The organism is Neorhizobium petrolearium (assembly GCF_029854435.1).
Lineage (GTDB): Bacteria > Pseudomonadota > Alphaproteobacteria > Rhizobiales > Rhizobiaceae > Neorhizobium > Neorhizobium petrolearium.
In genome coordinates, this window is sequence record NZ_CP123000.1 from 3,918,083 (window position 1) to 3,937,783 (window position 19,701).

General features: G+C 60.4%; 19 protein-coding genes. 9 read left to right on the forward strand and 10 right to left on the reverse strand.

Annotation, left to right across the window (positions count from 1 at the left end; genetic code table 11):
* Positions 1-24: 24 nt before the first annotated feature.
* Genes fba through QEO92_RS19170 form a run of 4 tightly spaced genes read right to left on the reverse strand, consistent with a single transcriptional unit; the run spans position 25 to position 5,112 of the window.
* Positions 25-1,104 (reverse strand): class II fructose-bisphosphate aldolase, encoded by a 1,080-nt coding sequence (fba, locus tag QEO92_RS19155; RefSeq protein WP_037153168.1) that lies wholly within the window; start codon positions 1,102-1,104, stop codon positions 25-27.
* 15 nt (positions 1,105-1,119) lie between these two features.
* The gene (gene tkt, locus QEO92_RS19160; RefSeq protein ID WP_052182971.1) at positions 1,120-3,162 is read right to left on the reverse strand and encodes a transketolase; all 2,043 of its coding nucleotides are present in this window, start codon (positions 3,160-3,162) and stop codon (positions 1,120-1,122) included.
* Between the two features lie 11 nt (positions 3,163-3,173).
* Complete coding sequence (locus QEO92_RS19165) at positions 3,174-4,046, reverse strand: phosphoribulokinase (protein WP_037153172.1); 873 nt, start codon at positions 4,044-4,046, stop codon at positions 3,174-3,176.
* A 16-nt stretch (positions 4,047-4,062) separates the two neighbouring features.
* Positions 4,063-5,112 (reverse strand): class 1 fructose-bisphosphatase, encoded by a 1,050-nt coding sequence (locus tag QEO92_RS19170; protein ID WP_227704088.1) that lies wholly within the window; start codon positions 5,110-5,112, stop codon positions 4,063-4,065.
* A 119-nt stretch (positions 5,113-5,231) separates the two neighbouring features.
* Here QEO92_RS19170 and QEO92_RS19175 point away from each other — a divergent pair, with 119 nt between their 5' ends.
* The gene (locus tag QEO92_RS19175; protein WP_037153176.1) at positions 5,232-6,176 is read left to right on the forward strand and encodes a LysR family transcriptional regulator; all 945 of its coding nucleotides are present in this window, start codon (positions 5,232-5,234) and stop codon (positions 6,174-6,176) included.
* A gap of 36 nt (positions 6,177-6,212) precedes the next feature.
* On the opposite strand, the gene QEO92_RS19180 is transcribed toward QEO92_RS19175, so the two are convergent.
* The 5 genes from QEO92_RS19180 to QEO92_RS19200 all read right to left on the reverse strand — a co-directional run bounded on the left by QEO92_RS19180 (position 6,213) and on the right by QEO92_RS19200 (position 11,107).
* Positions 6,213-7,025: a formylmethanofuran dehydrogenase subunit C gene (locus tag QEO92_RS19180; protein ID WP_037153178.1), complete on the reverse strand. Its 813-nt coding sequence runs from the start codon at positions 7,023-7,025 to the stop codon at positions 6,213-6,215.
* Positions 7,022-7,930, reverse strand: a complete 909-nt coding sequence (gene fhcD / locus QEO92_RS19185; protein WP_227704089.1) for a formylmethanofuran--tetrahydromethanopterin N-formyltransferase — start codon at positions 7,928-7,930, stop codon at positions 7,022-7,024. Before fhcD ends, QEO92_RS19180 begins: the two co-directional genes overlap by 4 nt.
* On the reverse strand, positions 7,918-9,549 hold the full coding sequence (locus QEO92_RS19190) for a formylmethanofuran dehydrogenase subunit A (protein ID WP_227704090.1): 1,632 nt from the start codon (positions 9,547-9,549) through the stop codon (positions 7,918-7,920). Before QEO92_RS19190 ends, fhcD begins: the two co-directional genes overlap by 13 nt.
* Positions 9,543-10,634: a molybdopterin-binding domain-containing protein gene (locus QEO92_RS19195; protein ID WP_227704091.1), complete on the reverse strand. Its 1,092-nt coding sequence runs from the start codon at positions 10,632-10,634 to the stop codon at positions 9,543-9,545. Before QEO92_RS19195 ends, QEO92_RS19190 begins: the two co-directional genes overlap by 7 nt.
* A gap of 80 nt (positions 10,635-10,714) precedes the next feature.
* Positions 10,715-11,107, reverse strand: coding sequence for a 4a-hydroxytetrahydrobiopterin dehydratase (locus tag QEO92_RS19200; RefSeq protein WP_037153188.1), 393 nt, complete (start codon positions 11,105-11,107; stop codon positions 10,715-10,717).
* Between the two features lie 163 nt (positions 11,108-11,270).
* On the opposite strand from QEO92_RS19200, the gene QEO92_RS19205 reads away from it, so the two are divergent.
* The 7 genes from QEO92_RS19205 to fae all read left to right on the forward strand — a co-directional run bounded on the left by QEO92_RS19205 (position 11,271) and on the right by fae (position 17,628).
* Positions 11,271-12,206 (forward strand): beta-ribofuranosylaminobenzene 5'-phosphate synthase family protein, encoded by a 936-nt coding sequence (locus QEO92_RS19205; protein ID WP_244446907.1) that lies wholly within the window; start codon positions 11,271-11,273, stop codon positions 12,204-12,206.
* Between the two features lie 13 nt (positions 12,207-12,219).
* Positions 12,220-13,116 carry an NAD(P)-dependent methylenetetrahydromethanopterin dehydrogenase gene (locus QEO92_RS19210; RefSeq protein WP_037153194.1) on the forward strand — a complete coding sequence of 299 codons (897 nt, stop codon included), beginning with the start codon at positions 12,220-12,222 and terminating at the stop codon, positions 13,114-13,116.
* Positions 13,082-14,218, forward strand: coding sequence for an ATP-grasp domain-containing protein (locus QEO92_RS19215; protein WP_227704092.1), 1,137 nt, complete (start codon positions 13,082-13,084; stop codon positions 14,216-14,218). The genes QEO92_RS19210 and QEO92_RS19215 overlap by 35 nt, the downstream gene beginning before the upstream one ends.
* A complete protein-coding gene (gene mch, locus QEO92_RS19220; protein ID WP_152601156.1) occupies positions 14,215-15,174 on the forward strand; it encodes a methenyltetrahydromethanopterin cyclohydrolase in 960 nt (319 codons plus the stop codon). The genes QEO92_RS19215 and mch overlap by 4 nt, the downstream gene beginning before the upstream one ends.
* Positions 15,167-16,099 (forward strand): ATP-grasp domain-containing protein, encoded by a 933-nt coding sequence (locus tag QEO92_RS19225; protein ID WP_227704093.1) that lies wholly within the window; start codon positions 15,167-15,169, stop codon positions 16,097-16,099. The genes mch and QEO92_RS19225 overlap by 8 nt, the downstream gene beginning before the upstream one ends.
* Complete coding sequence (locus QEO92_RS19230; protein WP_227704094.1) at positions 16,096-16,959, forward strand: triphosphoribosyl-dephospho-CoA synthase; 864 nt, start codon at positions 16,096-16,098, stop codon at positions 16,957-16,959. Before QEO92_RS19225 ends, QEO92_RS19230 begins: the two co-directional genes overlap by 4 nt.
* A 162-nt stretch (positions 16,960-17,121) precedes the next feature.
* Positions 17,122-17,628: a formaldehyde-activating enzyme gene (gene fae / locus QEO92_RS19235; protein ID WP_037153787.1), complete on the forward strand. Its 507-nt coding sequence runs from the start codon at positions 17,122-17,124 to the stop codon at positions 17,626-17,628.
* 254 nt (positions 17,629-17,882) lie between these two features.
* Here the strand turns inward: fae and QEO92_RS19240 are convergent, their stop codons facing one another.
* The gene (locus QEO92_RS19240; RefSeq protein ID WP_227704095.1) at positions 17,883-18,584 is read right to left on the reverse strand and encodes a HisA/HisF-related TIM barrel protein; all 702 of its coding nucleotides are present in this window, start codon (positions 18,582-18,584) and stop codon (positions 17,883-17,885) included.
* Between the two features lie 31 nt (positions 18,585-18,615).
* Here QEO92_RS19240 and QEO92_RS19245 point away from each other — a divergent pair, with 31 nt between their 5' ends.
* Positions 18,616-19,680: a hydantoinase/oxoprolinase family protein gene (locus tag QEO92_RS19245; protein ID WP_227704096.1), complete on the forward strand. Its 1,065-nt coding sequence runs from the start codon at positions 18,616-18,618 to the stop codon at positions 19,678-19,680.
* Positions 19,681-19,701: the final 21 nt, after the last annotated feature.

Below are 19,701 nucleotides of genomic sequence, written 5' to 3' on the forward strand. Positions count from 1 at the left end.
TTTCGTTGTCTTCCGGACCGCCGCTCAGGCGGCTTCCGCGGTTGTGATCTGCGGATCGAGCTCCCCGGTGGCATAGCGGCTCGCCATCTCGTCCAGGGGAATGACCTTGATTTTCGAGGCCTTGCCAGCCGTACCGAAACGTTCGAAACGGTCGCGGCAGAGATTGCGCATTGCCTCCATCGCCGGCTTCAGGAACTTGCGCGGGTCGAATTCCTCCGGATGTTCCGTCGCGATCCTTCGCAATTGCCCCGCCATCGCCATGCGGCAGTCGGTGTCGATATTGACCTTGCGGACCCCATGGCGGATGCCGCGCTCGATCTCCTCGACGGGAACGCCATAGGTCTGCGGCATCCGCCCTCCGAAACGGTTGATGATGTCCTGCATCTCCTGCGGCACCGAGGAGGAGCCGTGCATGACGAGATGCGTGTTCGGCAGCTTGCGGTGGATTTCCTCGATCACGTCCATCGCCAGGATGTCGCCGTCCGGGGCCCGCGTGAATTTATAGGCGCCGTGAGACGTGCCGCAGGCGATCGCCAGCGCATCGACACCTGTGCGGGCGACGAAATCGACCGCCTGATCGGGGTCGGTCAGAAGCTGGTCGTGCGACAGGGTGCCTTCCGCGCCGTGACCGTCCTCGGCCGCTCCCGTGCCGCTCTCCAGGGAACCCAGAACACCGAGTTCCCCTTCCACCGAGACGCCCACCCAATGGGCAATACGGGCGACCCGTTCGGTGATCGCTACATTGTATTCATAGGAGGCAGGCGTTTTAGCATCCGCTGTGAGGGAGCCATCCATCATCACCGACGTGAACCCGTGGCGGATCGCCGTCATGCAGGTCGCTTCGTCACTGCCATGGTCCTGATGGACGCAGACGGGAATGGCCGGGTAGATCTCCGTCAGTGCTTCGATCATACGCGCCAGCATGATGTCCTTCGCGTAGGAGCGAGCTCCTTTCGACGCCTGGAGGATGACGGGCGCATCGCACGCCGCCGCCGCCTCCATGACCGCCAGCCCCTGTTCCATGTTGTTGATGTTGAAGGCCGGAACGCCATACCTGTATTCCGCCGCATGATCGAGCAGCTGCCGTAATGTAATGCGGGCCATTGGACCTGCTCCTTTCTACCGATCTGTCCGGTCTGTGCTCGATCCACGGGCAGCAAACTCAAGCGCTGCTTCCACGACGGCCTCGGCGGTGATGCCGAAATGATCATAGAGTGCGGCAGCCGGAGCGCTCGCTCCAAAGCCATGCATGCCGATGAAGACGCCGTCTTCCCCGAGATACCGGTCCCAACCGAGGCGCGCCGCCGCCTCTATGCCGATCCTGGGCGCCGTCCCGAGCACGGCCTTGCGGTATTCGGGCGATTGCTGTTCGAACAACTCCCAGCAAGGCATTGAGACGACCGCGGCGGCAATGCCGTGTTGGGCCAGCAGCTTGTCGGCCGCAACACAGGCAATTTCGACCTCGGAACCGGTCGCAAGGAGAGAGAGGGCGCGTGGCTCCGAGGTCGCGCGCAGGATGTAAGCTCCGCGCGCGGAAAGGTTTTCTTCGCTGTTTTCCGAACGAGCCATCGGCAGGTTCTGGCGCGACAGTACGATAAGACTCGGCCGATCGCGTTCCTTCAGCGCCTGCTCCCAGCACTCCGCCGTCTCGACGATGTCGCAGGGACGGAAGACGTTGAGGTTTGGCGTCGCGCGCAGCATCGCCAGATGCTCGATCGGCTGATGGGTCGGTCCGTCCTCGCCGAGGCCGATCGAGTCATGTGTCATGACGTAGACGACCTGCTGCCCCATCAGCGCCGACAGGCGGATGGCACCACGTGCATAATCGGAAAAGACGAGGAAGGTGCCGCCATAGGGAATGAAACCGCCATGCAGGGCAAGACCGTTCATCGCAGCCGACATCCCGTGTTCGCGAATACCGTAATGGATATAACGTCCGGCGTAGTTCCCCGGCCTGATAGGCTCCATCCCAGCAGTCAGGGTGAGGTTGGAATGGGTGAGGTCCGCCGAACCACCGATCGTCAAATCCGTCGCGGCGTTGATGACGCCGAGCACCATTTCCGAAGCCTTGCGAGTGGCGACCTTCGTTGCCTTCGTCTGATGCTCCCGGCGAAATTCGGCAAGCGCGTCGAAAAGCGACGCCGGGATTTCCCGTTCGATCGTCCTGAGGAACGCCCGGCCTTCGGGAGCCGCGGCAACCCGATTGAGCCATTTACGCCGTTCCGCAGCCCCACGCACGGCAACTTCGCCCCAACGATCCAGGATGGATTCGGGAATGTGGAACGGCGCATAAGGCCAATTCAGCTGCTGCCTTGCAGCAGCGATTTCGCTCTCGCCAAGCGGCGCTCCGTGGGTTTTCTCCGTGCCCTGAAGATTCGGAGCGCCTTTGCCGATCACTGTCCGGCAGGAAATCAGAGACGGTTTGTCCGAACCCCTTGCCCGCGAAATCGCACGACCGACCGCGTCGAAATCATGACCGTCGATCTCTTGCACATCGAAGCCTGCCGCCTGAAAACGGGCAAGTTGGTTCATCGAGGTCGAGAGACTGGTGGGACCATCGATTGAGATCGAATTGTTATCCCACAGGACGATCAGCCGCGACAGCTTCAGGTGGCCGGCAAGGTCGATCGCTTCGTGGCTGATGCCCTCCTGCAGACATCCATCACCGGCGATGACATAGGTATAGTGATCGACGAGCGCGTCGCCGTAACGCGCATTGGCAATGCGCTCGGCAAGCGCCATGCCGACGGCCGTGGCGATGCCTTGGCCCAATGGCCCCGTCGTGGTCTCGATGCCGAGCGTATGCCCAAATTCGGGATGCCCGGCGGTCGTGGCGCCCAACTGGCGGAACCGCTGCAACTCCTCGATCGTCATATCCTCATAGCCGATCAGGTAATGAAGCGCATATTGCAGCATCGAGCCATGACCCGCCGAAAGGACGAAGCGGTCGCGATCGGGCCATTTGGGATCGGAGGGATCGATTTTGATGAAACGGCCGAATAGGACCGTGGCGACATCAGCCATGCCCATAGGCATGCCCGGATGGCCGGAGTTGGCTTTTTGAACAGCATCCATGGCAAGCGCCCTGATAGCATTCGCCATGTCCTGTTCCGTTACGATATCGGACTCGATTATGTCCTGCGGCTGAAGTTGCGTGTTCATCGCTTTCATCCTCACGAGGCTCGGTTCTTGCGTTCGATCAGTTGCATGATCAAAGGTGTCAGGATCAGCTGCATCGCGAGATCGAGCTTGTTTCCAGGCACCACGATGGAATTGGCGCGCGACATGAACGAGTCGTGGATCATCGACAGCAGATACGGGAAATCGATGCCACGCGGTCTCGCGAAGCGGATCACCAGCATCGATTCGTCAGGGGTCGGAATCCAGCGCGCGATGAACGGATTGGACGTGTCGACGATCGGCACCCGCTGGAAATTGATGTCGGTCAGCGTGAACTGCGGCGTGATGTAGCGGACATAGTCCGGCATGCGCCGCAGGATGACGTCCATGACCGCCTCCGTCGAATAGCCGCGCGCTTCGCGATCGCGATGGATCTTCTGGATCCATTCGAGATTGATGACGGGCACGACGCCGATCTTCAGATCGGCATGGCGAGCGAGATTGACCTTGTCCGTCACCGCGCAGCCATGCAGCCCCTCGTAGAAAAGCAGGTCGCTTTGCGGAAAATCGCGCCATTCCGTGAAGCTCCCCGGCGGTACATTGTGGTGTGCGGCCTCCTGTTCGTCGTGGATGTAGGTGCGGGTGCGGCCTGTGCCGTACCGGCCATATTCCTCGAAGACGGATTCGAGGATTTCCAACTCGTTGGCTTCCGCATGGAAATGCGTGAAATTCGGATTGCCGTTCCTCTCCTCTTCGGCGACCTTTTCCTTCATGGCCTGCCGGTCGTAGCGGTGAAATGCGTCCCCTTCGATGAAGGCCGCTTCGATTTGCTCGCGCCGGAAAATCTGCTCGAAAATGCGCTTGACCGAGGTGGTTCCCGCGCCTGACGATCCGGTAATCGAAATAATGGGATGTCTTGCCGACATTGCCGCGTCCTCCCGATCAGGCTCTGAAAAGGCCGCGATTGCTGAAAAGCGGCGCCCGTTCAGCGATATTGCTGGGCTCGGTATGGTAGCGGCCGACGCGAGCCACCTCCCGAGCTGAGCCGAAGACCAGCGGAACACGCTGATGCAGTGCCGTTGGCGTCAGGTCCAGAATGCGGTTGATCGTGTCGGTGGCGGCTCCGCAGGCCTGTTCGATGAGAAAGGCGATCGGGTTGGCTTCATAGACCAGCCGCAGCCGACCCTCACCGTAGCCCCTACGCCGGTCGCCGGGATAGAGGTAAACGCCGCCGCGCATGAGGATGCGGTAGGCATCGGCTGCAACGGCTGCGATCCAGCGCATGTTGAACTCCTTTTCGCGGGGGCCTTCCATCCCTTTCAGGCAGTCATCGACATAAAGCCGGACGGCCTCGTCCCAGTGGCGGTAGTTGGCCGTATTGATCGCAAATTCCTGCGTCCGCGGCGGGATGACCAAGTTTTCATGGGTTTGGACGAACACGCCGAGCTGCGCGGAAAAAACAAAGACATGGGTGCCGCTCCCGACGCTGAGAACCAGCGCAAGCTGCGGGCCGTAGATGAAAAAGCCGGCGGCGAGCTGGGCGTCTCCCGGGTGGAAGAAGGAGGCGTTCGGCTCGCCGACCGGATCACCAGCCGCTGGGAGGATGGAGAAAATAGTCCCAATCGAGACATTGATGTCGATATTCGAGGAGCCGTCCAGTGGATCGATGGCAATCGCGAGCGGGGCCCTCGGGTCAAGAAGAGCAGCCTCTTCAAGCTCTTCGGAAGCGTAGAGGCAGACAGGCGCCCGCCGCATCGCCTCGATGAACAGGGCATCGGCCAGAACGTCGAGTTCCTTCGGGACATCACCGCCAGGGCCGACATCACCGCGTTCCCCAGATAGGGCCAAACCAAAGGCGCCTTGGTTGATGGTTCTGCCGAGCGTGACCGCTGCCGTAACCAACTGCCGGATCGTCGACGCGGCAGCTTCGGCGAATGGCGCCCCACCCGCGACATGGGAATTCAAAAAGGCATCTAGCGTCGACGAAGTCATGATTTACCCTCCCTGCCCGCTCACTGCCTTCCTGGGCATGGCGGTATCGAACCAAAAAACTCGGATTAAGTAAAATTTATTCCATTTACCTTCTGGATAAATTTCACTAATCTTCAAGCATGAGAAATCTGACGCTCAGACATCTGCGCGCGGCGCAGGAGATAGCGAGGCACGGAACGATCGTCCGGGCGGCCAACACGCTTGGCCTCACTCCGCCGGCGATCACCATCCAGCTGAAGCAGATCGAGGAGGATGCCGGCGTCATCCTCTTCGACCGGACCAACGATGGACTACGCCCTACAGCCGCGGGCCTTGCCTTCATCGATGCGGCCCAGATGATCGAAGAAAGGCTGCGCCAGCTGGACGACGAGATCGATGCCATCAAGGGCGTGCGCGCCGGCACGCTGGCACTCGGCGTCGTCTCGACCGCGAAATATTTCGCCCCCCGCCTGATGGCCACCTTCAAGAAAACCCATCCGGACATCGCCGTCTCGCTGACGATCGGCAACCGGGCGGAAATCATCGCCAAGCTGAAGAATCATGACGTCGACATCGCCCTGATGGGGCGCTCGCCCAGCGACATGCCGCTGCACTCCGTGGTGTTCGGCGATCATCCGCTGGTGATGATCGCGCCGCCGGATCATCCCCTGGCAAAGAGGCGCGATATCACCAAGGAAGAGATCGCCAGAGAGCACTTCCTCATTCGCGAGCCAGGATCGGGCACGCGCATCTCGCTCGAAATCTTTCTCGGAGAAATCCCAGGAAAGCTGGAGGATCTGGGTACTGAAATGTCGTCGAACGAGACGATAAAACAGGCCGTCATGGCAGGGCTCGGCATCGCCTTCATCTCCGCCCATACCATCGCCATGGAACTGGAGTTCGGAAAGCTCGTCACGCTGGACGTCATCGGCATGCCGATCCGCAGGCAATGGTTTTCGGTAACGCGGACAGACAGGACTATCTCCCCGGCGATGAACGCCTTTCAGGTTTTCCTGCGGCAGAGAGGGGCTCAATGCCTGCCTTTCTTCGACAAGCTTTATCCGATGCAGCAGGAACCGGTTTGAATACCTTCGGTCGATCCCGAGCCGGGCAGCCACGGCTCACCCTCGCGGAAACATGATTTCACCCTTGCCCAGAACGGCATTGTCACCGCCCAAACGGGTGGGTTTTGCGCCAAGCAGCGGCCGGTCGAGGATCTTTTCCTCCATCAGATAACGATCGAACAGCGCCGGAAAGGCGATATCGACCCGGCCGCAATCCATGAATGTGGGTGAAAGGTCGGCCGGCCGCCGGTCGAACAGGAGCGATCCGCGCTTCATCAGGTGGCCCGGATAGTGGCCGACGCGGCCGGTGACGACAATCGTCCCGGCAACCATGTTGAGGCCTGCATAATCGCCGCAGCCTTTCAGGAGCGCGATGATGCCGCGCCGCATCCTCTCGCCGGGACGATGCCCTGCCTTGCCGCGCACGATGATGAGACCGCCGGTCATGCCGTGGATTTCACCTGCCATCGGCCCGCCGATCCCCTCGCCTGCATCGCCATTGATCTCGATGCGTCCGTTCTTGAGGCCGGATCCAGCCTGCAATCCGGCTTTGCCCTCGATCACAAGTGTACCGCCGGCCATGCGGCGGCCGGCGCGGGCACCGACATCGCCGTCAACGCGGATGCGCCCTGTCTTCATTTCCGCGCCGACAAAATCGAAACGCCCGCTGCCTCCGGCAAAGACGATATTGGCGGCATCGGCACCGGTAATCTTGAAGATGTCTCCGACGATGGCGGGACTCCGACTGGTGCCGATCGGCAATCCGGCGATTTCGGCCACCGGCATGCCACTGAGCCGGTCGGGGATCAGGCCGGACAGGTCAAGCCTTTCCCCCGGCTCGGAGCGAAGCGTGAAGGTCAGCGGCTTCATGGCAGGAGATCCTTCAGATGATAATGGAACTTGCCGAGCTTGCCGCCGTAGTTTCCCGCGCTGATGCGCAACGCACCGCGCTTGGGCCCGAAATCGATGACGGCCTTCAGCCCGGCCCGCATCGCGGCGTTCACCGCGTCGTTGTTCTCGCCATCGATCACGATCTCCAGGACCGCATTGATCTCCGGGCCAAGCGCACTCTTGACCACACCGCGCAGCGTCGGCGCATAGGCATCGTTGGTCGAAGCCATCATGCCCTTGTACTTGCCGCCAACCTTCGAGCCGGACCGCACGATGCCGCCCGGAAAGGGCATGATCGCACCCGGAACCTTTTCGATCGCCGCCACGGCCCGCTCGGCGGCGGCCAGTGCCTTTTCGGCATCCGCGGCGAGAAGCAGAAAGTTCCCGCCGCCGACCGCATCTTTGGTCAGGCCGGTCTTCGCCTCGCAAAGAAATTCGCCGTCCATGACCGGCACGCGCCAATAATGCCTTCCGCCGAACTTCTTCGAAATCTGCCAACCATCTCCGAAGTAGCGCAGCGACGAACCGAGATCGAGGGAGGCACTGCCTTTGAGGTCCGCGAAGCAGGCGCTGCCGGGCGACGTCAGAACGCACTGGCCGAGCCTCGTCTTCAACTGCTTCTGCAGATCGTCGGTGCTCATCGCGAAGATCATCACGCGGCAGCCGGGACGCCCGTCCGGCGTCTCCGATGCCGGAATGTCGATGTCGATCGCCGCTTCGCAACCGCAACCGATGACGGAGGTCGCAAAGCCGGTCATGGTGATGGCCGCCTGACGCGCCCATTTCAGGGTCGGCGCCGTGATGATGATCGCGGTCGCCCGCATGCCGAACGCTTCCGCGAACGTGTCATCGATCACAATGCCATTACGGGTCAGCTCTTGCATGCGACCTCCGCAAACGGGTTTTCGCGAGAAATCGCCGAATCCGGGAAGGTGAACCAATCGAGCGACAGCCCGTAGCGGTCCTCGTGATAGGCTTGCATACGTTTGACGATCCCTTTGTCGGACGGCGGATTGAGCCGCAGCGCCCTCCCCCAGCGATAGTGCGTCACCACGCCGTCCTGAACGACCAGATCGCCGTTCTTGAACACCAATGCGGCGTCGCGGAACATCTTCTGGACATCTTGCCCCTTCCGGTAGACGGCGATATCCGCGATCGCGCCGGGACCGAGATGACCGCGATCATCGAGCCCGAGCAGTTTGGCGGGCGCCCCTCTCGTCATAACGGCAATTTCATCAAGCGTATATTCGCGCGAGATCGAGGCAAGCGTGGTCAGCTCCAGCGCGGACTGGTCGAGTTCCGCCATCTTCGCGTTGCGGACATCGCGGCGCATCAACAGCTCGAAAAGTTCCGGATAGGCCGTGAAGGGAGCACCGTTTGGATGGTCGGTGGTGAAGAAGACCCGCCAGGGGTCGTCGATCAGCAGGAAGAGCTCCAGCCCCACCGCCCATTGCAGCGAACCATAAAAATCCTGGCGATAGCGGTAAGGCACGATCCCGCCGCCATTGCCGTCCCCATCGAAGAGAACGGATTTTTTCGGACTGGCGGTCCGCATTCCGGAATATTGCCTGATGACGTCAGCAGAAATCGTCACGGTCTGCCCGAACATCACCTGCCCGACATCGATTGTCACATCCGGATTGCCGTTGACCAGTTCGGCCAGACGGGCGGCCTCCGACGAGAAGCCACGTTTTCCCTCCGTGCCGTAACCATAGAACTGCAGGTGCGCGAGATGGAGCGGCCGACCATTTGACGCGCCGATTGTCTCAGCGGCCGTCGCGGCATTTCCCGCAACTCCAAGGTTGTTGGCATGAACATGGAGGGGATGGGGGATACCGAGACGACCGACAGAGGCCTGCAGCACCTCCACGATCCTGCGGGAACTGACGCCGTAGGAGGGGACAACGTCGTCGAAGGAGAAAGTGCGGATGTTCTCCTTGAAGGCGGCCGAGGCGCCGGCATTGATAACCTTCACACCAAGCGCCCTCGACCTCGATACGGTCCAGGCCACGTAGTCGTCGATCATTGCCGACGAGGCATTGTCGCGGATCATCGACAGGAGGAAATCGTCGTTGCCGAGGATCGCCAGCGTCGCCTTGTCGATGATCGGGATGTCGGCGAGCTCCATATGGGCATGCAACGCGTTCGTCGGCGACATGGCCGGTTCGACCACGGTCGTGAACCCCATCTGCGCGTAGAGGCACCCCGTCCGGAACGTCGACCACCCAGCATTCGAAAGCGGCGTATGTTGCGGCCGCTTGAGATGCGCGGTGTGTTGTTCCGGCAGCAGAAGACGCGCAGTATTCACATTGCCGCCGCCGATATGGGAATGAATGTCTATCGCCCCGGCCATGACGAAGCAGCCTGAAAGATCATAGGTCTTGTCCGCCCTTTTGGAGACGGGTTTCTCGACGATGATGCCGTCCTTGATCCAGACATCGCGCTTGCCCGCCAAGCCGTTGACCGGATCGATCACTTCTCCCCCTGCAAGACGGATCAGCATGAGGCCACGTCCTCACCCTGCAAGGCATGCTGAAGCTGCTCGACGATCGCGTAAACACTGGGAAGATCGGACGGCGCTTTTGCCGCAGCGGACCTCAAGGTTCCGATGCGGCTCGAATAAACCACGCCATCATGGTCGAGACCCGCTTTGCCGATGCGGATGGCAACCGCTGCGCCGGCTACCGGCCGGTCGCTTCTCGTCAGCACGATCGTCGGCAGGCCGCTACGCCTCGGCGGGTCCACATCATCACGCTCCGAGACCCACAGATGCAGATCTGCCTCCTTTCCGGCTATCATCCGATCCACATCGCAAAGCCATGGGTCATAAACTGGCGATCCGCTCGAAAAGCCGGTTCGCGGCGGGAATCCCGTCATCCAGGTCGATGCGAGGACCATGCCCCAAGCAGCGTCGTCGGAAGGCAGGAAAAGAGCCGTCGCACGCTGTTTTTTATTGATGTCGATGAGCATGCCCTGCAGCATCGTGAGGCTGGCGGCATCTCCGAAATGAGAGAAGACGAAAACGGGAAAACCCGCGTTCGCCACCGCCCCCAGAAAGGCGTCGATATTGTCGAGCACAACAGATGCTTTTCTCGCAGCCAGTGATGCTCTGAGAGCCCCAAGCACCGCATCGATGGGAAGATCGGACGAACCGGCGTCGACAACCTTTGCCCGCCGCCGCAATTCGCCGCTCAGGGCCGCAGTCTCCTTGCCCTTGATGTGAAACCAGCGTCGCTTGCCAGACCGAGGCAGGTCCGGCGTCGTGGCCGCAAGAGAAAGAAGCAGATCGTGATGAGCGGCAGGAACCTCTCCGACGACGACAATCACATCAGCGCGACGCTGTACTTCCGTCGCCGTCCCAAAGAACCCGCCGATATCCGTATGCAGAGCGACCTGATGAACGAGATCGCGACCGTTCACATGGTCATAGGTCGCCCCGACCTGCTCTGCCAACGCTATCAGGCAGCGGCATCCATGGATGTCCGAATCGAGGGAGAATACCGGGCAGCGGCTTTTTGCCAGAAGCTTTGCCACCTGCTCGATTGCTGCCGGCAAAGGAACTGTTCGGCTGCCGATCCATGCAACCATCACACTCCGAAACTTTCTGGTGCCGACCTGAATTTATCCGTTCTTCGCCAAATGTGAAGTCCATCCGGCGAAAAATGCAGTCAGCTATCGTATTTCAAGTACGCAAATCGCTGATCGGTATTGGGGGTACCTTCCAGAGCCCCACCTTCCTTGCCTGGCTCCCACTGGACGACGTCCTCAATCTTCCTGGCGAGTTCGAAATCCTTGTCGGTAACGCCTTTTGCCGCATGATTCGTCAGCAAGACCTCCACCCAGGCGTAGGATGCCTTGATATCCGGATGATGCCATGCCGCCTCTGCCAGATGGCCGACGGTATTGATGACCATCAACGTGGATTTCCAGCCATGCGTTTTGTATTTGCGGCGAATCCAGCCGTTTTCGTAACGCCAATGCGGAAGCTCCGCCTGCAGTTTCGAGACGATCTCGTCCTCCGAATAAACGTGCTCCCGTCTCCGTGCCGTCTCGTCGCTCATCGCAGATGCTCCTCGTTTCTTTCACCCGCCGCTTCACGCCGGCTTGCGCCGGTAGCAAAATAGGATAACATGAACTGAGGGCCCGATTATCAAAAAGTTCAGAATTGAACCGATGTCGGACTCCGTCTCCATTCAAGTTCCTGGCCGCTTGCACCTCGGATTTTTGGATATCCCTGGAAAGGACAGCTCGCGCTTTGGAAGCATCGGCCTGCCTCTCGATGGCATATCAACCAGGCTGGAAGTATCGAGGGCGACGAGGACCAGTGTTCATGGCAATGAGAGCGCCCGCGTATTCTCGCACCTGGCGGCTCTCCGATCCCATCTCGATCTCGCCGATCATCATCAGATCACCGTGTTCGAGACCATTCCCGCTCATGCCGGATTGGGATCTGGGACCCAGCTCGCGCTCGCCGTTTCGGCGGCTCTTCGGACATTGCACGGTCTGCCGTTTCGCGTCAGCGACGATGCCGCCTTTCTCGGGCGCGGCGCGCGATCGGGGATCGGCATTGCGGCTTTCGAAGAAGGCGGTCTCATTTTTGACGCCGGCAAGGCCAAGGACGACCTGACGCCGACCGTCATTTCCCGCATCCCGTTTCCGAACGAATGGCGCATCATCCTGGTCCTGGACAGCAGCGCCCAGGGCATTCACGGAGACGCAGAAATCAAAGCCTTCCGCACACTTCCACCGTTTCCTGAGGAGAGCTCCGCTTCGATCTGCCGCCATGCGCTGATGGAGATCATGCCTGCCTTGATTGAGAAGGACATCGCGACGTTCGGCAATGCGATCACGGCGATCCAGCAGAAGCTCGGCGATTATTTCGCGCCGGCTCAAGGCGGGCGTTTCGCCAGTCGGGCGGTAGAGGAAACGCTCACGAGGCTTGCTGAATGTGGCGCAGTGGGTATCGGACAAAGCTCCTGGGGGCCAACAGGGTTCGCTTTTGCTGAATCGCAGGTTGCGGCCGAACGCATCACCGCCGCCTCTGCGCTGCAGGATACCCAGACGACGATCCGTATCGTCGCCGCCAGAAACAATGGGGCGACGATCACGCGAAAGACAAAACCAGCCGAATTTGAGCTGGCATACAAGAACCGCTGCTAGGGGAGGCAAAGCAATGGGCCGGAAAACCATTCTTCATATGCTCACGCCGCTGAGACAGATGAGCCCCTTCGACGTCAACATGGCTCTTGATGCGGGTTATGATCATGTCATTCCCTACACGGATGTGGCGCTCGCCGACGTGACCGGCCTCGTTCAGGATGCAATCTTCTCGCGCCCACCGGATGCCGGTGTCTCCACCGGTGTTTTCATTGCCGGGCGAGATACCGTCCTGGCGCTCGACATGATCGATGCCGCGAGAGCGGCAATGGTGCCTCCCTTCGAAATTTCGGTTTTTGCCGATCCCGCCGGTTCGTTCACGACGGCTGCGGCAATGGCGGCCAAGGTCGAGGCGGCGCTCAAAAAACTGCATGGCCGAAGCCTTGCCGGAACAAAAGTGACGATTTTCGGAGCGACCGGCGTCGTCGGTTATTGCACGGCCGTGATATCCGCCAAGGAAGGCGCAGACGTCACGCTGGCGGGCCACGACGGAACGAGCCGCGTAGAAGAGATAGCGAAAGCCATCGAGGCCCGTTTTGGCGTCACGGTGACGGCGGCCGATGGCTCGACGGAAGAGAAAAAGACGGGCTTGCTGCAGGAGACCGAGGTTGTCCTGGCCGCAGCAAAAGCCGGCGTCAGAGTAATCTCGGCTGGGCAACTTCACTCGGCGACGCATCTGCTCATCGCGGCGGATGTCAATGCCGTACCGCCCTCGGGTATCGAAGGCCTGGCGGCCAATGCAAAGGCCGATAAACTGGGCGAGACATCGGCGATCGGCATCGGTGCTCTCACCATCGGAAACCTTAAATACAAGACTCAATCCGGCCTGTTCAAACAGATGATCGGCACCGAAAAACCGGTCATCTACGATTTCCAGGATGCTTTCGCCCTTGCCCGCAGCATCGAAAAATAGCCCTGCCATCCTGATCGCGGCCATTTCCGGCCGGTCACTTGCCGCAGCAGCGCGCCGCGCCGGTTTCAGACCGCTGGTGGCCGATCTCTTTGGCGACTCCGATACTGTCGCTCTGGCTGAGAGGACTGCACAACTTCCCGGCAGCATACGCGATGGAATCGACGGCGGAAAAATAGTCGACATCCTGATGGGGCTGGCACGAGAGGAGGAGCCGGTCGCACTGGTATATGGCTCAGGTTTCGAGCGTAGCCCCGACATCCTCGATATGCTCGCCCAAACCTTTCGGATTGCCGGAAACAGTGCTGCGACGATACGCGCGGTCAAGGATCCGGCAGGCTTGTCTCGCCTCTGCCGGGATCTCGATATCAGGCATCCGGCAATCCGCTTCTCCGCGCCGGAGCAGAACGGCTGGCTTATAAAGCTCGGCGGCGGCGCCGGAGGCTCGCATGTCCGGCCCGCAGGGGCGACAACCCTGGAAAATGGCTATTATTACCAGAAGTTCGTCCAGGGCAGCAGCATCTCGGCTCTCTTCCTGGCGCAGTCGGGAAGCGCCCGCATCGTGGGCTTCAGCCGGCAATGGTCCGCGCCCTCACAGTCTTCGCCCTATCGCTACGGCGGCGCCGTGCGGCTTAGGCGCTTCGACCGTGACAAGAAAAGGCAGATCACCAGCTGGCTCGACAAACTGACGAAGCGCACCGGCCTCGTCGGTCTCTGCAGCGCTGATTTCATCGATGGGCCGGACGGCCTGCACCTCATCGAAATAAATCCACGGCCGGGCGCAACGCTCGATATCTTCGACAGCGAAGACGCACCGCTGCTCGCCGCGCATTTGAGTGCCGTGCGGGGCGAGAACATCACGGTGCCGACCTATCGCGGAACGAAAGCTTCGGCAATCGCCTACGCACCCTATGACATTTCCCGTTTTCCCCAGATCGAATGGCCTAACATGACGGCCGATCACCAGAACCCGGGATCGACGCTATGCGCCGATGACCCCGTTTGTACCGTCCTGGCCCAGGCACGATCCGCCGCCGCCGCCGAACGGGCCGTGAAACGTCGTGTCAACGAAATGGCGGAGCATTGGAAGGAGGGTTTCCAATGATGAACGGCAAAGCCCACCTCAATAGAAGTGCCCAGCGCATCGTAGATCGGATCATTGCCGATGGAGAGCGGCTCGGCATTACCCATACTCGCGGAACGCTCGGAGAACATCTGATCGATGCCGGCGCGGACAGTCCCGGCGGGCTCGAAGTGGGGCTGCGGATGACGGAAATCTGCATGGGCGGCTTGGGGACCGTCTCCATGGCGCTCGATCGCCACAATGAACAGTGGCCGCTAACCGTCACAGTCCATTCCTCGCAGCCGGTCCTTGCCTGCCTCGGCAGCCAGTACGCCGGCTGGCGCCTCACGCACGAGAAATATTTCGCCATGGGCTCCGGTCCTGCACGCCTTCTGGCACGCGTGGAGCCGTTGTTCGAGGAAATCGCCTATAGCGAAACCGACGCTTCCACATCCGTCCTCGTGTTGGAGGCAGACAAACCTCCTCCCCCCGCCATTGTCGAGAAGGTGGCGGCTGCGACCAGGCTGGCGCCTGAGGCCCTGACTTTCATCTATGCCCCGACACAAAGCCTTGCCGGCTCCGTGCAGATCATCGGCCGCTCCCTGGAGGTCGCCCTTCACAAGGCACACAGCCTCCACTTCCCCCTGGACAACATCATCGACGGGGCGGGATGCTCGCCGGTTCCGGCTCCTCATCCCGATTTCCTGCAGGCCATGGGGCGGACGAACGACGCTATCATCTATGGTGGGCTGGTGCAGCTGTTCGTTCGTGGCAGTGCATCCGCCGCACGAGAACTCGCCGAGCAACTGCCGAGCAACAGGTCACGCGACTACGGGCAACCTTTCGCGGAAACCTTCAAGAAATTCAACGGCGACTTCTACGCGATCGATCCGCATCTCTTCAGCCCGGCCGAAGTGATCGTCACGGCTGTCGAAACCGGTGAGACTTTCCGTGCCGGCGAATGGAACAGGCAGATGCTGGAGCAATCTCTTGGCTGAACAGATAGCAATTTCCGATAAAATTCTCATCGTTTCCGACAAGCCCGACGGTCAGGTGAAACAGCTACGGCGCTCCTTCCGAGAACTCGGTTCAGAGACGCTCTTCTGCCCGCTTGCCGATATCGCGTTCGATACGCGCTACCCTTCGGGCATCGACATTCCGGCACTCGAAGGCGCTCTTCCGGCAGGTGTGATCGTCCGCTCCATCTCCGGCGGCACTTTCGAAGCGGTCACGCGCCGCCTCGGCATCCTGCACGCCCTCACCCATCTCGGAGTACCCGTCTGGAACTCGGCCAAGGCGATCGAGCGCTGCGTCGACAAATCGACAACCACGTTTTTTCTCGCGAATGCCGGCATCCCGACGCCGCAGACCTTCGCCGTGGAAGGTCCCGACAATGCCAAAACCATCGTCGAGCGCGAGGCGTCTCACGGTCCGCTCGTGCTGAAACCGCTCTTCGGCTCGCAGGGGCGCGGAATCAGACTCATCCGTTCGATCGAGGACCTGCCCGATCCTGATGATGTCGATAACGTCTATTACCTGCAGCGTCTGGTCGTGCGGAATGGGCCACCCTATCGGGACTACAGGATATTCGTCAGCAACGGCGAAATCCTCGGCATGATGGGACGTTGCGCCGACGGCTGGATCACCAATATCGCACGCGGAGCAAAGGCGGAATCCGTCGCAGGGCCATTGCGTCAGAAGCTTGAGGAACTTGCGCTTGCCGCGACCTCGGCCATCGGCACCGACTTTGCCGGCATCGACATCGTTCAAGGGTGTGAAGGCAATCTCCTCGTGCTGGAAGTCAACAGCATGCCCGCCTGGACTGGTCTGCAATCCGTCGTTCCCGTCCGCATCTCCGATTGCATCGCCCGGGCAATGGTCGAGCTTCTCAATCCTGACATCAAGGAAAGACCTGCCGCATGACGCTGACGCGGCAGCAGATCATGATCGCCTATCTCGGCGCTTGCCGGGCCGAGATCGAAGCCTTGAAACCCGGCAATGTCCATCGCTTCGCCGATGGCCACCGGATGACCGCGACCCAGTTCATTGAAAGCGCCGAGGTCAGCGCGCCGCTGGTTTGCGAACCACGAACATCGGTCGGCCGGCGCATTCTCGGCGCAGTGACGGCGACGCGCGAAAAGGTGGGAACGAACACCAATCTCGGCATCCTCCTGCTCTGCGCACCGCTCGCCAAGGCCGCCGAAAGCACCACGACAGACTTCCGTAAGGACCTCGTCCGGACATTGGACGACCTGGACGCCGACGATGCGCGCGACGTCTTCGCCGCCATCCGGTTGACCAATCCGGGAGGACTTGGAAGCGCCGAAGAACAGGATGTCCGGGAGGAGCCGACCGTGTCCCTCCTCGAGGCAATGGGCATGGCCGCCGACCGCGACATGATTGCGAGACAATATACGACCGGCTTTGCGGACATATTCACCGGCGGCCTGTCTGCATGGACGGGAGCGGCAGACAGGGGCGAAGAGGACATGTGGCCGACGATCTTTGTCTACCTTCATTTCCTGTCGTCATTTCCCGACAGTCATGTCGGGCGCAAGCACGGCATCGATCTCGCCGAAGAAATCCGGAAAGAGGCGGAGATGATACGCCGCACGGTAACGGACGAGATGAACCTATCGAGGCGGGAAAAGGTTCTGCTGGCCTTCGATAAACGGCTCAAGGACATGGATATCAATCCCGGAACCTCTGCCGATCTCACCGTGGCCACGCTTTTTGTCTGCAACATGAACTTCGGCTTGCATAATCCCGACTTAAATGGTTGAATTTGATCGGCGAACAAATCTTACTCGCTGCTATCTGGCCAACCGACCCAGTCAAAGGGTGCTGCGAACAAGGATAGCTGTCCATCGAGCGCGTGTCTCGTGTGGTACGGCTTCTTTGGACGAACGCATTTTTGACCATACGGTACAAGGGAGGAATTGGCCGTGGCAAAGATTAGCAAGGTAATGGTTGGTGAGTCTCTCGTTGGTGAGGGAAATGAAGTCGCTCATATCGATCTTCTGATCGGACCGCGCGGAAGTGCCGTGGAAACGGCATTCTGCAACGCACTCACGAACAACAAGGACGGGTTTACATCGCTGCTTGCGGTCATCGCGCCGAACCTGGCATGCAAGCCTAATACGATACTGTTCAACAAGGTCACCATCAAGGGTGCAAAACAGGCCGTGCAGATGTTTGGCCCGGCACAGCACGCAGTGGCAAAGGCAGTGCAGGACAGTGTTGCCGAAGGCATCATCCCTGCGGAAGAGGCAGACGACGTCTTCATCTGCGTCGGCGTCTTCATCCACTGGGAGGCCGAGGACGATGCCAAGATCCAGGACTATAACTACCGGGCGACGAAGGAAGCGATAGAACGTGCCGTGACGGGCAAACCGACCGCGGCGGAAGCAACCGCTCAGCGGGACACGGTCAAGCATCCTTTCAGCGCTTAGACAAGCAGCAACCCCGCACAGAGCGAGTCGCCCGTGGAAACAGGCGGCCTGTTGCGCCGGTTGTCGAGGCTTCTAGGCTTCAGCAGCGCGCCGTCTTCAAGCGCGAACCGTTGAGGATGGCAACGCTTCGGGTTCGTATCGAAAGAATGGAGTGGGAGGTTGAGCATGCGCTCATCCCCGCTCCACAATCAAAGCCATATTGAGAGGCTGTGTACCCGAGAGAAGAGGCAAAAACTTCTTCTCTCGGATATATTTTACTTATCCATGAAAGCGGAGATTTCCGCCCCGTCGAGCTCACCGCTATGCAACGAGGTCGCAACGAGAGCGCCTGCAATACCCATGCTGTACAGCCGTTCCAGGTCATCCACGTTGCGGACACCGCCCGCCGCGATGATCTCACGGTTTCCGGAGGCATCCTTGATGGCCTGCAGACGATCGAAATCGGGTCCGCGGCGCGCTCCCACCTTGTCGAGGGTCATGACAATCACCCGTTTTGGCCAAAGGTGAGGATGCGAAAGGATGGACGGAGGCCCCAGGAAGGCACCGCCACGAAAATCGAGGGAGAGGATCAGTCTCGGATGCGTGCCGAACGCGCCGAGAACATCCGTATCGGCCTGGCTTTCCGAGCCAAGAACCGCGAACGTCTGCGAATCTGCAAGCACCGCTCCGACGTCCTTCGCCTCTCGAAAGCCGGCATCGAGCCAGACATCGGGTTTCGGCCGCAGAAGAAACAGAGGGTCGGCGGTCGCGGAAGGGCTCGAGCCCTTCTCGATGGCATCGAGATCGGCCACATAGAAAACCGGAAATGGATGGATTCGGCGCAATCCGTCGGCGACGCTTTCGATCGTCGGCGTCGAGCTGAGTGGCGTCTCAATGGGCTTATAGCTCTCGCGCATGCCCATCTGCGCGCGCACCACAAGGCCGTCTTTGACGTCGAGAACTGGAATGATAAGCAATGATCAAACCTCGGCAGAAACGATGACTCCCATGAAAGCCGGAACTGCAAGAGAAGAAAAGGAAACAATTATCGGTTGGGACATCGGCGGCGCGCATTTGAAGATGGCGCGGGCCGAACACGGCCAGATTACGCTTGCCACGACCCTCAAGGCATCGATGTGGCTCGGGCTTGACCAGGTGCGCAAGGCGCTGAATCGGTTGCGACCGCTTTTTCAAAGCAATGCCACCCATGTCTTCACCATGACAGGCGAGCTGTCGGATGGCTTTCCGTCACGAGAAGACGGTATTCGCGGTATCCTGGACTTCATCGATACAGAGTTCGGCCGCGACAGTGTCCGTATCTATGCTGGCCGTGCGGGCTTTGTCGATCTTTCCCGTGCCTACGATCTCGGCCCCGACATCGCCTCGGCCAATTGGCATGCAACGGCTGAATTGAGTGCGAGGACGGAGACGGACGGCCTGTTCGTCGACATGGGGTCCACAACCACCGACATCATTGCGTTCCAGAATGGAAAGCTTCGCAACGCGGGTTATTCCGACGCGGAGCGCTTGTTGACCGGCGAGCTCGTCTATACCGGCTTCACACGTTCCGCGCTGATCGGAATAGCCGAACGGGTTCCTGTGCGCGGCACGATGACGCCGCTGATGAACGAATACTTCGCCAACACCGCCGATCTGGGGCGCATTCTCGGAACTCTGGATGAGGCGGATGATCACTATCCGGCCGCCGACCGCAGAGCCAAATCGCTTGCAGGCTCGATCGGGCGCCTCGCCCGCATGGTCGGCCGCGACAGCACCGATCTCGACGAAAGCGAATGGATCGATATCGCCCGCTGGTTCAGCGAGCATCAGCTGCGCATGATCTATAACGGCGCATTCATGGTCGCCGGCAATGCCCGGCTGAACCAGGCCGCTCCCATCGTGGGGGCGGGGATCGGCCGCCCGCAGATCATGCAGCTCGCCAGGCGCCTGGAGCGGCCCTATGTCGATTTCGGCTCCCTCATCGCATCCTCGCAGGAAGCTCGGGACCACGCCAGCAAGGCAGCACCTGCCGCTGCCGTTGCCCTGCTCTGGTCCGGACGCGAAAAGCCATAAGGCGGCCTTTTGCTCGCGGCC

Coding starts and splice junctions, on each gene's coding strand:
- QEO92_RS19175 (WP_037153176.1), top strand. CDS start 5,232: ATGAGAAATCTGACGCTCAGACATCTGCGCGCGGCGCAGGAGATAGCG.
- QEO92_RS19245 (WP_227704096.1), top strand. CDS start 18,616: ATGAAAGCCGGAACTGCAAGAGAAGAAAAGGAAACAATTATCGGTTGG.
- QEO92_RS19200 (WP_037153188.1), bottom strand. CDS start 11,107: ATGAGCGACGAGACGGCACGGAGACGGGAGCACGTTTATTCGGAGGAC.
- QEO92_RS19165 (WP_037153172.1), bottom strand. CDS start 4,046: ATGTCGGCAAGACATCCCATTATTTCGATTACCGGATCGTCAGGCGCG.
- QEO92_RS19195 (WP_227704091.1), bottom strand. CDS start 10,634: ATGGTTGCATGGATCGGCAGCCGAACAGTTCCTTTGCCGGCAGCAATC.
- fba (WP_037153168.1), bottom strand. CDS start 1,104: ATGGCCCGCATTACATTACGGCAGCTGCTCGATCATGCGGCGGAATAC.
- QEO92_RS19190 (WP_227704090.1), bottom strand. CDS start 9,549: ATGCTGATCCGTCTTGCAGGGGGAGAAGTGATCGATCCGGTCAACGGC.
- tkt (WP_052182971.1), bottom strand. CDS start 3,162: ATGAACACGCAACTTCAGCCGCAGGACATAATCGAGTCCGATATCGTA.
- fhcD (WP_227704089.1), bottom strand. CDS start 7,930: ATGCAAGAGCTGACCCGTAATGGCATTGTGATCGATGACACGTTCGCG.
- QEO92_RS19230 (WP_227704094.1), top strand. CDS start 16,096: ATGACGCTGACGCGGCAGCAGATCATGATCGCCTATCTCGGCGCTTGC.
- mch (WP_152601156.1), top strand. CDS start 14,215: ATGATGAACGGCAAAGCCCACCTCAATAGAAGTGCCCAGCGCATCGTA.
- QEO92_RS19215 (WP_227704092.1), top strand. CDS start 13,082: ATGCTTTCGCCCTTGCCCGCAGCATCGAAAAATAGCCCTGCCATCCTG.
- QEO92_RS19170 (WP_227704088.1), bottom strand. CDS start 5,112: ATGACTTCGTCGACGCTAGATGCCTTTTTGAATTCCCATGTCGCGGGT.
- QEO92_RS19180 (WP_037153178.1), bottom strand. CDS start 7,025: ATGAAGCCGCTGACCTTCACGCTTCGCTCCGAGCCGGGGGAAAGGCTT.
- QEO92_RS19210 (WP_037153194.1), top strand. CDS start 12,220: ATGGGCCGGAAAACCATTCTTCATATGCTCACGCCGCTGAGACAGATG.